This is a genomic window from Ensifer sp. 22521, assembly GCF_052044795.1.
Lineage (GTDB): Bacteria > Pseudomonadota > Alphaproteobacteria > Rhizobiales > Rhizobiaceae > Ensifer.
The window spans coordinates 91955-105543 of record NZ_JBQENM010000002.1; the positions used below are offsets into that span (position 1 = coordinate 91955).

Genomic DNA, 13589 nt, shown 5'->3' on the forward strand with positions numbered 1-13589 from the left:
AGGTCCATGGAAGTCCAAGAGCGATTGCAGGATGTCGTGAGCCGGATTCAGGCGGCAGAGAAGTCTGCTCATCGCGCCAAGGGTGCAGCCACGCTGGTCGCCGTGTCCAAAACCTTCGACGCCGATGCAATCCGGCTGGTGATTTCCGCAGGCCAGCGGGTCTTCGGAGAGAACCGGGTTCAGGAAGCGCAAGGCAAGTGGCCGGTGCTGAAGGCTGAAACGCCCAGCCTCGAACTGCACCTGATCGGCCCGCTGCAGTCGAACAAGGCGGCTGAGGCAGTCGCCCTTTTCGACGTCATCGAGACGGTCGATCGCGAGAAGATTGCCCGCGCGCTTGCCGCGGAAATGCAGAAGCAGGGCCGGAACCTCAGGCTCTACGTTCAGGTCAACACCGGGCTGGAGCCGCAGAAGGCCGGCATCCCACCGGAGGAAACGGTCGCCTTCGTCGATCTTTGCCGCCAGGAGCTGGGTCTGCAGATAGAGGGGCTGATGTGCATTCCGCCGGTCGAGGAAAATCCCGGCCCGCATTTCGCCCTGCTCGCCAAGCTGGCCGCCGCCTGCAAGCTCGAGAAGCTGTCGATGGGCATGTCCGGCGATTTCGAGACGGCGGTGCAGTTCGGCGCCACCAGCGTCCGTGTCGGTTCGGCCATTTTCGGCGCGCGATAACGCCATTTCGCCGCATTACGCTTTCGTCGGGGTTCCCCTGCCCACCCATTAGCCTATCCTTGTGCACGAGGAGGCCGGACATGTCCGGCAAATGCATAGGGAGGAACGGAAATGGCGAGTCGCTATTCCGAAGTGTACGCCGCCTGGAAGGCGGATCCGCAAGGTTTCTGGTCCGGTGCTGCCGACGCCATCGACTGGTTCGAACGCCCGCAACGCGCTTTCGATGCCGCGGGCGGCACCTATGGGCACTGGTATGCCGGTGGCTCGACGAACACCTGCTATAACTGTCTCGACCGCCACGTCGAAGCCGGGCGCGGCGAGCAGATCGCTTTCATCTATGACAGTCCGGTCACCGGCCGTGTCGAGCGCATCTCCTATGCGGCATTGCTTGCCGATGTGGCAGCACTGGCTGCCGTCTATCGGAAGCTCGGTGTCGGCAAGGGTGATCGCATCATCATCTACATGCCGATGATCCCGCAGGCGGCGGTTGCCATGCTGGCCGCCGCCCGCATCGGCGCCGTTCATTCGGTGGTCTTCGGCGGTTTTGCCGTCAACGAACTGGCGGTGCGCATCGACGATTGCCAGGCTAAGCTCGTGGTGTCCGCAAGCTGCGGCATCGAACCCGGCCGAACCGTCGCCTATAAGCCGCTGCTCGATGCAGCGCTGGAGATCGCGACCCACAAGCCGGCGCATTGCCTCGTCTTCCAACGGGAAATGGCGGAAGCGGACATGATGGAGGGACGCGACATCGATTTCGCTGTGGCGCTGGCGGCGGCGAAGCAGGAGGGTGAAGGGGTCGGATGCACGCCCGTTGCCTCAACCGATCCGCTTTACGTGCTCTATACGTCGGGCACCACCGGCCAGCCCAAGGGCGTGGTGCGCGACAATGGCGGCCACATGGTTGCGCTCAAATGGTCCATGGAGAACTTCTTCGGCGTCCAGCCGGGAGAGGTATTCTGGGCCGCCTCCGATATCGGCTGGGTCGTCGGCCACTCCTATATCGTCTATGGCCCGCTCCTGAACGGCAGCACCTCGATCCTCTTCGAGGGCAAGCCGGTCGGCACGCCCGATCCCGGAACCTATTGGCGGATCATCGCCGAGCACGGGGTCGTGGTGATGTTCACGGCGCCGACCGCTCTGCGCGCGATCCGCAAGGACGATCCCGATGCGTCCTATGTCGGCCGCTATGACCTGTCGCGCTTCCGCGCGCTGTTCCTTGCCGGTGAGCGGGCGGATCCGGATACGATCCGCTGGGCGGAGAAAGCGCTTGGGGTGCCCGTTATCGACCACTGGTGGCAGACGGAGACCGGTTGGCCCGTGGCCGGCAATCCCATGGGTCTCGGCCTGTTGCCGGTCAAGTACGGTTCTCCGGCGGTCCCACTGCCGGGGTATGATGTCCAGATTCTCGACGATGCCGGACATCCGGTCGGCCCGGGCACGCTCGGCAATGTCGTCGTAAAACTGCCGCTGCCGCCCGGCTGCCTGCCGACGCTTTGGAACGCAGACCATCGGTTCCGCGCGGCCTATCTCGAAGATTTTCCCGGCTATTACAAGACCGCCGATGCCGGCTATCTCGACGAGGATGGCTATATCTTCATCATGGCGCGCACCGACGACATCATCAACGTCGCGGGTCACCGGCTCTCGACCGGGGCAATGGAGGAGGTCTGCGCCAGCCATCCTGATGTCGCCGAATGCGCTGTCATCGGGATAGCCGATGATTTGAAGGGTCAGGTGCCAGCGGGCTTCCTCGTCATCAATTCCAATGTTTCCCGTGAAACGTCGGAGATCGAACGCGAAGTGATCAGCCTCGTGCGCGAGCGCATCGGGCCGGTGGCGGCCTTCCGCATGGCGATTTGCGTCAAGCGACTGCCGAAGACGCGGTCGGGCAAGATCCTGCGGGCTACGATCCAGAAAATTGCCGATCGCCAACCCTGGAAAATGCCGGCGACGATCGACGACCCGGTTATCCTGGACGAGATCACGTTGGCGCTGCATGGCCGGGGAATCGGCATCTAGCGACTTCCTGAGCCGGCTTATGATGTGAGCGCCACGGCGCTTGCATTAAGACCTGACGACGGTCGCGAACCAGTCGCTGAACACTGACACTGCCTTTGAGCGCGCGGTCTTGGTAATGAGAAAGTAGCTCTCGTCTTCGAGAGTGGCGATATCGGAGAGGATCACGAGGTCGCCGCTTTCGATTTCGCGCCGGAAGACCTCGACCGGACAAAGGGCCACGCCATGGCCGGCAATGACGGCCGTGGCGAGCAGGTTGAAGTCCTGGAAGATGGGACCTCGCAGGCTTTGTCCCGTCGTCACCCCTGCCCTGGCGAACCAATCGCGCCACCGCGAGGTTGTCTCATCGTGCAGCAGATCGGCGGAAGCGATCGCCTGCACTGCCCTCAACTCACCTTTCCGTTCGATGTAACGGGGGCTCGCAACTGGCCGATTGATTCGCGAAAACAGCCGGTCTGACCGCGTCCCTTCGCTCGTATCGGCGCCGAGAGTGATGAGGATATCGCAGCCGGTTTCGCGCAATTGCTGTTCGGCCATGGCGTAGACGACCTTGACGTCGACCTCGGGATGACGGCCGAGAAATTCACCGAGTGCCGGTATCAGCCAGCGGGTGGCGATCGAGGGAATACAGGCGACGCTCACTTGCGCCTTGGCATTCAATCGCAGCAACTCCGTTTCCGCGGCGATGCGCTCGAACGCCGATGTCAGCGCCGTTGCTAGGCTTTCAGCCTCTGCTGCTAGCCGCACTCCACGTTTCTCCCGCACGAAGAGCGGGCGGCCAAACCACTCTTCCAGCAAGCGGATCTGGTGGCTGACGGCCGCATGCGTCACATGCAGTTCGTCGCCGGCGCGGGAGAAACTTGCCAAACGCGCTGCGGCTTCGAAGGCGCGCAGCATGCCGAGTGGTGGCAGCATCATCTGTAAATTTTCCTCATCAATTCCGTGAGGAATCGTCGTTTGATTGGCTTCCTATGTCAACGGATACTGAGCTCATCGTGGAAAGGGCGGAAGAATCCCGTCCGAAAACATTAGAAATCCTTACAGATGGAGAGACCCATGTTCGTGCGCAGCCTGCAGCAGATCGAAGCAACCGATCATTTCGTCGAATGGGGCAGCGGCACCAGTCATCGGCTGCTTACCGAAAGGGATGGCATGGGCTTCACCGTATGCCACACGGTGGTGCGCGCCGGCACGGTATCGCTGCTCGAATATCGCAACCATCTGGAGGCCTGCTACTGCATCGCCGGCCACGGTGAGGTCGAGGATATGCAGGGCAAGATCTTCCCGATCAACAAGGGCGATATCTACGTGCTGGACCAGCACGACAAACACTATCTGCGCGGCGGCAAGGACGAAGATCTGATCCTCGTCAGCATCTTCAATCCGCCGCTTAAAGGGACCGAGCGCCACAACCTCAACGATCCATCCGGTTCGGCCTATTGAACGTATTGAACACTGGCCAACAAAAAAGCCCGGATCGACGATCCGGGCTTTTTTCATCGAGCTGGACGGCAATCAATAGTGATCGTCTTCGTCCTCGTCCTTGCGGTCCGACTTCAGCGACTTGAGCTTGGCGAAGACGGCATCGGCGTCAATTTCCTTCTCTTCCTCGCGCTCGTAGTTGAAGCCCAGCTTTTCGGTCTCCTGAGCCGATTCCAGCGTCTGGCCGAGTTCGGCAGCCGTCGGCAGCGGACGGCCCTTGGAGGCGCGTTCGACTTCGAGGTCGAGGTCGATCTGCGAGCAGAGGCCGAGTGTCACCGGATCCATCGGCGTCAGGTTGGCGGAATTCCAGTGGGTGCGCTCGCGGATCTGCTCGATCGTCGACTTGGTGGTGCCGACGAGGCGCGAAATCTGTGCATCCTTCAACTCGGGATGGTTGCGAACCAGCCAGAGAATGGCGTTGGGGCGATCCTGGCGCTTGGAGACCGGGGTGTAGCGCGGACCTTTACGCTTCGAGTCAGGAACGCGGACCTTCGGCTCGGAAAGCTTCAGCTTGTGGTTGGGGTTTCCTTCTGCGCGAGCGATCTCGTCACGCGAAAGCTGGCCCGTGGCAATCGGGTCGAGGCCCTTGATGCCCTGCGCGGATTCACCGTCGGCGATCGCCTTTACTTCAAGCGGGTGCAGCTTGCAAAACTGCGCGATCTGGTCGAAGGACAGCGCGGTATTGTCAACGAGCCAGACGGCTGTTGCCTTGGGCATAAGCAGTTGCTGAGCCATGGATATAGTCCTTTTGTCCGCCGCGCCGGTGTCGCGGGCCGTGGAGTCTACCACTGATTTCCGGGAAATGTGGGCCTCTATACCGTCCTTGTCTCAAAATTGCAATTCTTCAGTTCCAAATGTCCTTTTGTCTAATTGCGGCAGCCATTTGACCTGCTATGTATGTCCGCGAAACGGGCTGGCCCTGGGAGTGGCGAGCCGCACTAGGAATGCGTAGGGAGGAAAATATGTCCGCCAAAATCTATCCGGTGTTGAAGTCTGCCAAGAGCCGGACGTTGCTCGACAACGCCACTTACCTGAAGTGGTACGAGGAGAGTGTTTCGGACCCGGCAAAGTTCTGGGGCAAACACGGCAAACGGATCGATTGGTTCAAGCCCTATACCAAGGTCAAGAACACCTCCTTCAAGGGCAAGGTTTCGATCAAGTGGTATGAAGACGGCCTCACCAACGTCTCCTACAACTGTATCGACCGCCACCTGAAGACGCATGGCGAGAAGACGGCAATCATCTGGGAAGGTGACAACCCCTATATCGACAAGAAGATCACCTACAACCAGCTCTACGAGCAGGTTTGTCGCCTCGCCAACGTGCTGAAGAAGCACGGCGTCAAAAAGGGCGACCGCGTCACCATCTACATGCCGATGATCCCGGAAGCGGCCTATGCGATGCTTGCCTGCGCCCGCATCGGTGCCATCCATTCGGTCGTCTTCGGCGGTTTCTCGCCGGATGCGCTTGCCGGCCGTATCGTCGACTGCGAATCCACCTTCGTCATTACCTGCGATGAGGGCGTGCGCGGCGGCAAGCCGGTACCGCTCAAGGAAAACACCGACACCGCGATCGACATCGCGGCTAAGCAGCATGTCATCGTCAACAAGGTGCTCGTGGTCCGCCGCACCGGCGGCAAGACCGCCTGGGCGCCTGGCCGCGACCTCTGGTATCACCAGGAAATCGCCACGGTGAAGCCGCATTGCGAGCCGGCGAAGATGAAGGCGGAAGATCCGCTGTTCATCCTCTATACCTCAGGCTCGACCGGCAAGCCGAAGGGCGTGCTGCACACGACCGGCGGTTACCTCATCTATGCGTCGATGACGCATGAATATGTCTTCGACTACCGCGACGGCGAAGTCTACTGGTGCACGGCCGACGTCGGCTGGGTCACCGGCCACTCTTATATCGTCTACGGCCCGCTGGCGAATGCGGCGACGACCGTCATGTTCGAAGGTGTCCCGAATTTCCCGGATGCTGGGCGCTTCTGGGAAGTGGTCGAAAAGCACAAGGTCAACGTCTTCTACACGGCGCCGACGGCGATCCGCTCGTTGATGGGTGCCGGTGACGACTTCGTCAAGCGCTCGTCGCGCTCGTCGCTCCGCCTGCTCGGCTCGGTTGGTGAGCCGATCAACCCGGAAGCCTGGGAGTGGTACTACAACGTCGTCGGCGAGCAGAAGTCGCCGATCGTCGATACCTGGTGGCAGACGGAGACCGGTGGCATCCTGATTACGCCGCTGCCGGGCGCAACCGATCTCAAGCCCGGTTCCGCCACCCGGCCGTTCTTCGGTGTGCAGCCGCAGCTGGTCGACAATGAAGGAAACGTGCTTGAGGGCGCCGCTGACGGCAACCTCTGCATCACCGACAGCTGGCCCGGCCAGATGCGCACGATCTACGGCGATCACGCGCGCTTCGGCCAGACCTACTTCGCCACTTACAAGGGCAAGTATTTCACCGGTGACGGCTGCCGTCGCGATGAGGACGGCTATTACTGGATCACCGGTCGCGTGGACGACGTTCTCAATGTTTCCGGCCACCGTCTCGGAACGGCAGAAGTCGAATCGGCGCTGGTATCGCATCACCTCGTCTCGGAAGCGGCAGTTGTCGGCTATCCGCATCCGATCAAGGGCCAGGGCATCTACTGCTATGTTTCGCTGATGGCCGGCGAAATCGGCAATGACGATCTTCGCGCTGCTTTGGTGAAGCACGTCCGTTCGGAAATCGGACCGATCGCCACGCCGGACAAGATCCAGTTCGCACCGGGCCTGCCGAAGACCCGCTCTGGCAAGATCATGCGACGCATCCTGCGCAAGATCGCCGAAGACGATTTCGGCGCGCTCGGCGATACTTCGACGCTCGCCGATCCGGCCGTCGTCGACGACCTCATCGCCAATCGTCAGAACAAGGCCTGATCTCTTGCGGCCGCTACGAGCCCACTGGGTGTGTAGCGGCCGTTTCGACTGAAACAAATAAGGTTTGCACGTGATTTGCGGTGTCGCTGCACGCAGTGCTCTGCACCTGTGGCGATTTAGTGAGCCGGATTCAGTTCGCAGCTAAGGGGCCGGCGGCTTGCCGCCTCAAGCTTAGAAGTCGATCGCCCGACCCTTGATCTCCCAGTCGCCGTAGCGGGCAGGATCTTCACCGCCGCGTCCGCCGATCTCTGGTGGCAATTCCTTCTTCTCTTCCGCCTGACGCCGCTCTTCGGCTTCCTTCAGCGCGCGCATGGCTGCGGGCGGCAGTGGCCGTTTCGGGCGATCGGGAGCGTTGTCATTGTCGTTCTGCATCTGAACGGTATCCGGATTCGAGCATCAATATTGAAGAACGGGGCATTTGCACCCATCATATAGGATGCCGTTCACACAACGGGAACCCTGATTCACGTGAAACATCGACGATCCGGAGACTTAGATGAACCTTGTCCGCACCGCCATGCTGCTTGCAGTCATGACCGCCCTGTTCATGGCGGTGGGCTTCGTCATCGGCGGACGCGGCGGCATGATGATCGCCTTCGTCATGGCCGCGGGCATGAACTTCTTCTCGTACTGGAACTCCGACAAGATGGTGCTGCGCATATATCGCGCCCAGGAAGTCGATGAGCGCTGTGCGCCGGAGTACTACGGCATCGTGCGTGACCTTGCCCGGAATGCCGGTCTGCCGATGCCGCGCGTCTATGTGATCGACAGCCCCCAGCCGAATGCCTTCGCCACCGGTCGCAATCCCGAAAATGCCGCGGTTGCCGCCTCCACCGGCCTGCTGCATGCGCTGAACTATGATGAAGTGGCGGGCGTCATGGCGCACGAACTGGCGCACGTGCAGAACCGTGATACGCTCACGATGACGCTGACGGCGACGCTTGCCGGCGCGATCTCGATGCTCGGCAACTTTGCCTTCTTCTTCGGCGGCAACCGTGAAAACAACAATCCGCTCGGTTTCATCGGCACGCTGGTCGCCATGATCGTGGCGCCGATGGCGGCGATGCTGGTGCAGATGGCGATCAGCCGTACCCGTGAATACTCGGCTGACCGGCGCGGCGCCGAGATCTGCGGCAAGCCCATGGCGCTGGCCTCGGCGCTGCAGAAGATTGCCGGTGCGGCGCAGCAGATTCACAATGACGACGCCGAACGCAATCCGGCGACGGCGCATATGTTCATCATCAACCCGCTCTCCGGCGAGCGGATGGACAACCTGTTCTCGACCCATCCGAACACCGAAAACCGGATTGCGGCCCTGCAGCAGATGGCCCAGGAAATGTCTTCGGTCTCGACGCCGCCGGTTCGGGCTGATAATCCGGTGCGCAAATCGCGCTCTGTACCCTCTACCGGTTGGGGTCGCGGTGGTTCCGAACCACCCAAAGGTCCCTGGTCCTGATGTCCACAGATAACAAGAACGATTCACTCCCGAAACGATCGCACCGAAACGGCGCCGCAGCGAAATCGAAAAAACCCGCCGATGCGCCTCGCGGCCCGGAAAAACCGGGGCTGAGAGCACGTCAGGCCGCCGCCAAGATTCTCGGCGCGGTGATCGACCGCAAGACGTCGCTCGACGGCATGCTCGACAGCGAGCACGGCAATCCGGCCTATCGCGAACTCAGTGAGGCCGACCGTGCTCTGGTGCGGGCGATCCTGAACTCAGGGCTTCGCCATCTCCCGCGCATCCAGGCCGCCATCAATTCGCTGTTGCAGACGCCTTTGCCGGAGGGCGCGCGCGCGCTCGATCACGTACTTGCCGTCGCGGCAGCGCAGATCCTCTATCTCGATGTGCCTGATCATTCCGCCGTCGACCTCGCCGTTGAGCAGGCGCAGGCGGATCCGCGCAATCGGCGTTTCGCCAATCTCGTGAATGCGGTTCTTCGGCGCCTGTCACGTGAAAAGGATGCCATTCTCGAAGGTATGCGTGATGTCCCGGCGATGCCGGATTGGTTCTTCGAGCGCCTGGTCGCCCGCTATGGCGCTGGACCAGCCCAACAGATCGCGGAAGCGCAGCTGACGCCGGCGGCAATCGATTTGTCGGTCAAGTCTGAGCCCGCAGCTTGGGCCGAGCGTCTTGGTGGCATCGTCTTGCCGACCGGTTCGGTCCGTCTCGGCGCATTTTCCGGCTCCATCCCTTCCTTAGCCGGATTCGACGATGGCGCATGGTGGGTTCAGGATGCTGCAGCGTCGATACCGGCGCGGCTGTTCGGCGACCTCAGCGGCAAGCGGGTCGTCGATCTCTGTGCCGCACCGGGCGGCAAGACCGCACAGCTCATCCTCGCCGGCGCCGAAGTGACGGCGCTTGATCAGTCCGGCAGCCGTTTGCGTCGGCTGAAGGGCAATCTGAAGCGGCTTGGCCTGGAGGCGGAGACGAAGGAAGTTAACATGGCCGACTTCCAGCCGGAAATGCTGTTCGATGCGGCCCTGCTCGATGCACCCTGCTCTTCCACCGGCACGACACGTCGTCACCCCGACGTGCTGTGGACCAAGGGGCCGGAGGATATCGCAAAGCTCGCCACCTTGCAGGAGCGGCTGCTCCGCCATGCGCTCACCGTCGTCAAGCCCGGTGGCATCGTCGTCTTTTCCAATTGCTCTCTCGATCCGCTCGAAGGCGAAGAGGTTGTTGAGCGAGTGATCGGTTCCGGTGCTGCCTATGAACGGGTTGCGATTTCGGCTGCGGACTGGCCGGGGCTGGAGGACGCAATCACGCCGCTCGGCGAAATGCGCACCACGCCGGCGATGTTCCCGCTCGACGCGCCCTTTGCCAGTGGTCTCGACGGCTTCTACGCGGCGGTGATTCGCCGCAAATAGCAGCGCCAACCGAAGTTGAGTCGGTCAAAATGGGGCTCAAGGCCCTGTTTTGCCGCGTCATTTGACGCTATCGCGCCAGAGGCCTATCAAAGACGACAATATTGATAAAAGTTTAACGGTCTCTCTGACACCATGCGGCGGCTGGCGCGAGACCATCGCCCGTTCAGATGTCTTGAGCGGTCGTGCCAGAAATGAGGAAACCGGCGGCCTTGATGTTGTTTTCCGGCAGGCGGAGGCTTTCTTACCTGTATGTGCGTGAAGGTTGGCGCCGGGTGTCGCGCCGGCTGTCGATCGGTCGCGTCTCCACTTTGCGTTTTACTGGCTCGACGCCCAACCGCCTGATCGTCGCGCCGACCGATCTTAGAGCCGTCGATCCCTTTGTTGCCGAAGAAATTCTCGCCGGCCGTTTCCCGCTTGCCGGCCGCGTTGTCGATACGGAAGGCGAGTCGCCGTTCGAGATCGACCTGCCGTCGCGCGAGTTCGCGGCGCGTCTCCACTCCTTCGGCTGGCTGAGGCACCTGCGTGCGATCCGCGAGGATGCCGGCTATGTGCGTTTGCGCCAGATCGTCGACGACTGGATCGCCACCCACGGCCGCGATCTCGGCGGCATTGCCTGGGATCCGGATATCATCGCCCAGCGTATCATTGCCTGGCTTTCCCACTCGCCCGTTGTTTTGCGCAATGCGGAGCATGGTTTCTATCGCCGTTTCCTGAAGAGTCTGGCGCTTCAGGTGCGCTACCTGCGCCACATCGCAGAGACGGTGCGCGATGGCGAGGCGAGGCTTCGGGTGCGGCTTGCGCTTGCCATGGCGTCGGTCGCCATGCCAGCTTCGCCGAGCGCCATTCGCAAAGCCTCGCGCCATCTCGACCTCGAACTCGATCGCCAGATCCTGCCGGATGGCAGCCATTGCTCGCGCAGCCCGCGGGCCGGGCTCGAATTGCTGCTCGATCTGCTGCCGCTTCGGCAGACCTACGTCAATCTCGGCCATGACGTGCCGTCGCGGCTGATCCCCTGCATCGACCGCATGTATCCGGCCCTGCGCTTTTTCCGCCATCAGGGCGGCGAGCTCGCGCTGTTCAACGGCGCGACGTCGGTCCTGGCGCACGAACTGGCCTCGGTGCTGCGTTATGACGAGACCGCAGGCGAACCGTTCCGTTCGCTGCCCCATGCGCATTACGAGCGTCTGGCGATCGAGAACACGGTCGTCATCATGGATACCGGCCGGCCGCTTTCCGTCGATCTCTCGCGCAGCGCCCATGCCGGCTGCCTGTCCTTCGAAATGTCGTCGGGCAAGACGCGCTTCGTCGTCAATTCCGGTGCCCCGAAATTTGCCGGCGACCGTTTCCGGCAGATGTCGCGCACGACCGCAGCGCATTCCACTGTCACCGTCAACGACACGTCCTCTTCGCGCTTCTCGCACTCCCGTTTCCTGGGGCCGATCATGACGACAGGCGTTTCGAAGGTAACGGTGGCACGGAAAGACGAGCCTGGCGGGCTGGAGTCGGTGACGGCAAGTCATGACGGTTATCTTGCGGCCTTCGACCTGGTCCACGAACGCGACATCGGCGTCCTGAACGGCGGCCGCATGATCCGTGGCCGCGACCGGCTGTCGCGGGCCGATGGCAGTGATCCGGACGACGGCAATACGGCAACGGCTGTCGCGCGTTTCCACATTCATCCGGCCGTGGGCATCCGCCAGAATAATGCGCGCGAGATCTTTCTGACCGCGCCGGATGGCGAAATCTGGCTCTTTGCCTGCCAGGACGGAGAGCTTGCGGTGGAGGAGGACATCTTCTTTGCCGATCCTTCGGGCATCCGCGCGTCGTCGCAACTGACCGTAACCTTCGCCGTCGCCCGTCAGCCGGAGATCCAGTGGACCTTCTCGCGCGTGAACTGAGGTGCTTATTTTAGCGCTACCGTCTCGTGGAGGTTCCTTCTCCAGACAAGCTATGCTAACGGGCAGCCATCCCAACCGCCGGAGCTTCCTCCCGGGCGTCCGGCGCCGCCAAAGGAGCATGGTGATGGCTGTCGCCTCGAAGAAAATCCCCGCCCCGAACGAGGTTACGGTCCGCACCGCCCTCCTCTCCGTGTCCGATAAAGCAGGCGTCGTCGATCTGGCGCGCGCTCTTCATGAAAAGGGCATCCGGCTCGTATCGACCGGCGGCACGCACAAGGCGCTCTCGGAGGCCGGCCTGCCGGTGAGCGACGTTTCCGAACTGACCGGCTTTCCTGAAGTCATGGATGGCCGCGTGAAGACGCTGCATCCGGGCGTGCACGGCGGCTTGCTCGCGATCCGCGACGATGCCGATCACGTCGCCGCGATGTCGACGCACGGCATCACCGCGATCGACCTTGCGATCATCAACCTCTATCCCTTCGAAGAAGTCCGCGCCCAGGGCGGCGACTATCCGACCACAGTCGAAAACATCGACATCGGCGGCCCGGCAATGATCCGCGCCTCGGCCAAGAACCATGCCTATGTGACGATCGTCACCGATCCGGCCGACTATCCGGTTCTTTTGGAAGAGCTTGCTGCCGGCAAGACGACCTATGCCTTCCGCCAGAAGATGGCGGCCAAGGCCTATGCCCGCACCGCGGCTTACGATGCAGCCATCTCCAACTGGTTCGCCGAGGCGCTCGATACGCCGATGCCGCGCCACCGGGTGATCGGCGGCGTGCTCAAGGAAGAGATGCGCTACGGCGAGAACCCGCATCAGAAGGCGGGCTTTTATCTCACCGGCGAGAACCGCCCGGGTGTCGCCACCGCGACGCTGCTTCAGGGCAAGCAGCTCTCCTACAACAACATCAACGACACGGATGCGGCCTTCGAACTGGTCGCCGAATTCCTGCCGGAGAAGGCGCCGGCCTGTGCCATCATCAAGCACGCCAATCCTTGCGGCGTTGCAACGGCACCGACGCTGACGGAAGCCTATCGCCGGGCGCTTGCCTGCGATTCCACGTCGGCGTTCGGCGGCATCATCGCGCTCAACCAGGAACTCGATGCGGAAACGGCGGAAGAAATCGTCAAGCTCTTCACCGAAGTGATCATCGCGCCTTCCGTCAGCGATGCTGCCAAGGCGGTCATCGCCCGCAAGCCAAACCTTCGCCTGCTTTCGACCGGTGGCCTGCCGGACCCGCGCATTCCCGGCCTTGCGGCCAAGACCGTCTCAGGCGGTCTGCTGGTGCAGACGCGCGACAACGGCATGGTCGAAGATCTCGAGCTCAAGGTCGTGACCAAGCGCGCGCCGACGGCCCAGGAACTCGAGGACATGAAGTTCGCCTTCAAGGTGGCGAAACACGTCAAGTCGAACGCGATCGTCTATGCCAAGGACGGCCAGACCGCCGGCATCGGCGCTGGCCAGATGAGCCGCGTCGATTCCGCCCGCATCGCTGCGATCAAGGCCGAGGAAGCGGCCAAGGCGCTCGGTCTCGCGACGCCGCTCACCAAGGGCTCCGCCGTCGCCTCCGAAGCCTTCCTGCCCTTTGCTGACGGTCTGCTCTCGGCGATTGCCGCAGGTGCCACCGCCGTCATCCAGCCGGGCGGCTCGATGCGTGACGAAGAGGTGATTGCCGCTGCCAACGAGCACGGCGTTGCCATGGTCTTCACCGGTATGCGCCACTTCCGCCACTAAGGCGCGTGAACG

At 62.1% G+C, this 13589-nt stretch carries 11 protein-coding genes; 8 read left to right on the plus strand and 3 right to left on the minus strand.

All coding sequences use genetic code 11. From position 1 onward, the window contains the following. The first annotated feature begins 6 nt into the window (after nt 1-6). Nucleotides 7-666 (plus strand): YggS family pyridoxal phosphate-dependent enzyme, encoded by a 660-nt coding sequence (locus ACTJKE_RS02615; protein WP_058321629.1) that lies wholly within the window; start codon nt 7-9, stop codon nt 664-666. 111 nt (nt 667-777) lie between these two features. Continuing rightward, the gene (locus ACTJKE_RS02620; RefSeq protein ID WP_440691137.1) at nt 778-2685 is read left to right on the plus strand and encodes an AMP-binding protein; all 1908 of its coding nucleotides are present in this window, start codon (nt 778-780) and stop codon (nt 2683-2685) included. A 45-nt stretch (nt 2686-2730) separates the two neighbouring features. Here the strand turns inward: ACTJKE_RS02620 and ACTJKE_RS02625 are convergent, their stop codons facing one another. Next, nucleotides 2731-3600 (minus strand): LysR substrate-binding domain-containing protein, encoded by an 870-nt coding sequence (locus ACTJKE_RS02625; protein WP_375374154.1) that lies wholly within the window; start codon nt 3598-3600, stop codon nt 2731-2733. 138 nt (nt 3601-3738) lie between these two features. On the opposite strand from ACTJKE_RS02625, the gene ACTJKE_RS02630 reads away from it, so the two are divergent. Further along, on the plus strand, nt 3739-4125 hold the full coding sequence (locus ACTJKE_RS02630) for an ectoine synthase (RefSeq protein ID WP_093233471.1): 387 nt from the start codon (nt 3739-3741) through the stop codon (nt 4123-4125). Nucleotides 4126-4197: 72 nt separating this feature from the next. On the opposite strand, the gene ACTJKE_RS02635 is transcribed toward ACTJKE_RS02630, so the two are convergent. Further along, nucleotides 4198-4899 carry a DUF1013 domain-containing protein gene (locus tag ACTJKE_RS02635; RefSeq protein ID WP_093233470.1) on the minus strand — a complete coding sequence of 234 codons (702 nt, stop codon included), beginning with the start codon at nt 4897-4899 and terminating at the stop codon, nt 4198-4200. Between the two features lie 227 nt (nt 4900-5126). Between ACTJKE_RS02635 and acs the strand changes: the two genes are divergently transcribed. After that, complete coding sequence (acs, locus tag ACTJKE_RS02640) at nt 5127-7076, plus strand: acetate--CoA ligase (RefSeq protein WP_440691140.1); 1950 nt, start codon at nt 5127-5129, stop codon at nt 7074-7076. Nucleotides 7077-7247: 171 nt separating this feature from the next. Here the strand turns inward: acs and ACTJKE_RS02645 are convergent, their stop codons facing one another. Then, nucleotides 7248-7448 (minus strand): DUF1674 domain-containing protein, encoded by a 201-nt coding sequence (locus ACTJKE_RS02645; RefSeq protein WP_057252005.1) that lies wholly within the window; start codon nt 7446-7448, stop codon nt 7248-7250. 124 nt (nt 7449-7572) lie between these two features. On the opposite strand from ACTJKE_RS02645, the gene htpX reads away from it, so the two are divergent. The 4 genes from htpX to purH all read left to right on the plus strand — a co-directional run bounded on the left by htpX (nt 7573) and on the right by purH (nt 13577). Further along, nucleotides 7573-8532, plus strand: coding sequence for a zinc metalloprotease HtpX (gene htpX / locus ACTJKE_RS02650; protein WP_112995095.1), 960 nt, complete (start codon nt 7573-7575; stop codon nt 8530-8532). After that, on the plus strand, nt 8532-9944 hold the full coding sequence (locus tag ACTJKE_RS02655; protein WP_112995096.1) for an RsmB/NOP family class I SAM-dependent RNA methyltransferase: 1413 nt from the start codon (nt 8532-8534) through the stop codon (nt 9942-9944). Before htpX ends, ACTJKE_RS02655 begins: the two co-directional genes overlap by 1 nt. 212 nt (nt 9945-10156) lie before the next feature. After that, complete coding sequence (locus ACTJKE_RS02660) at nt 10157-11842, plus strand: heparinase II/III family protein (RefSeq protein ID WP_113133126.1); 1686 nt, start codon at nt 10157-10159, stop codon at nt 11840-11842. A gap of 124 nt (nt 11843-11966) precedes the next feature. Next, the gene (gene purH / locus ACTJKE_RS02665) at nt 11967-13577 is read left to right on the plus strand and encodes a bifunctional phosphoribosylaminoimidazolecarboxamide formyltransferase/IMP cyclohydrolase (protein WP_112995098.1); all 1611 of its coding nucleotides are present in this window, start codon (nt 11967-11969) and stop codon (nt 13575-13577) included. Nucleotides 13578-13589: the final 12 nt, after the last annotated feature.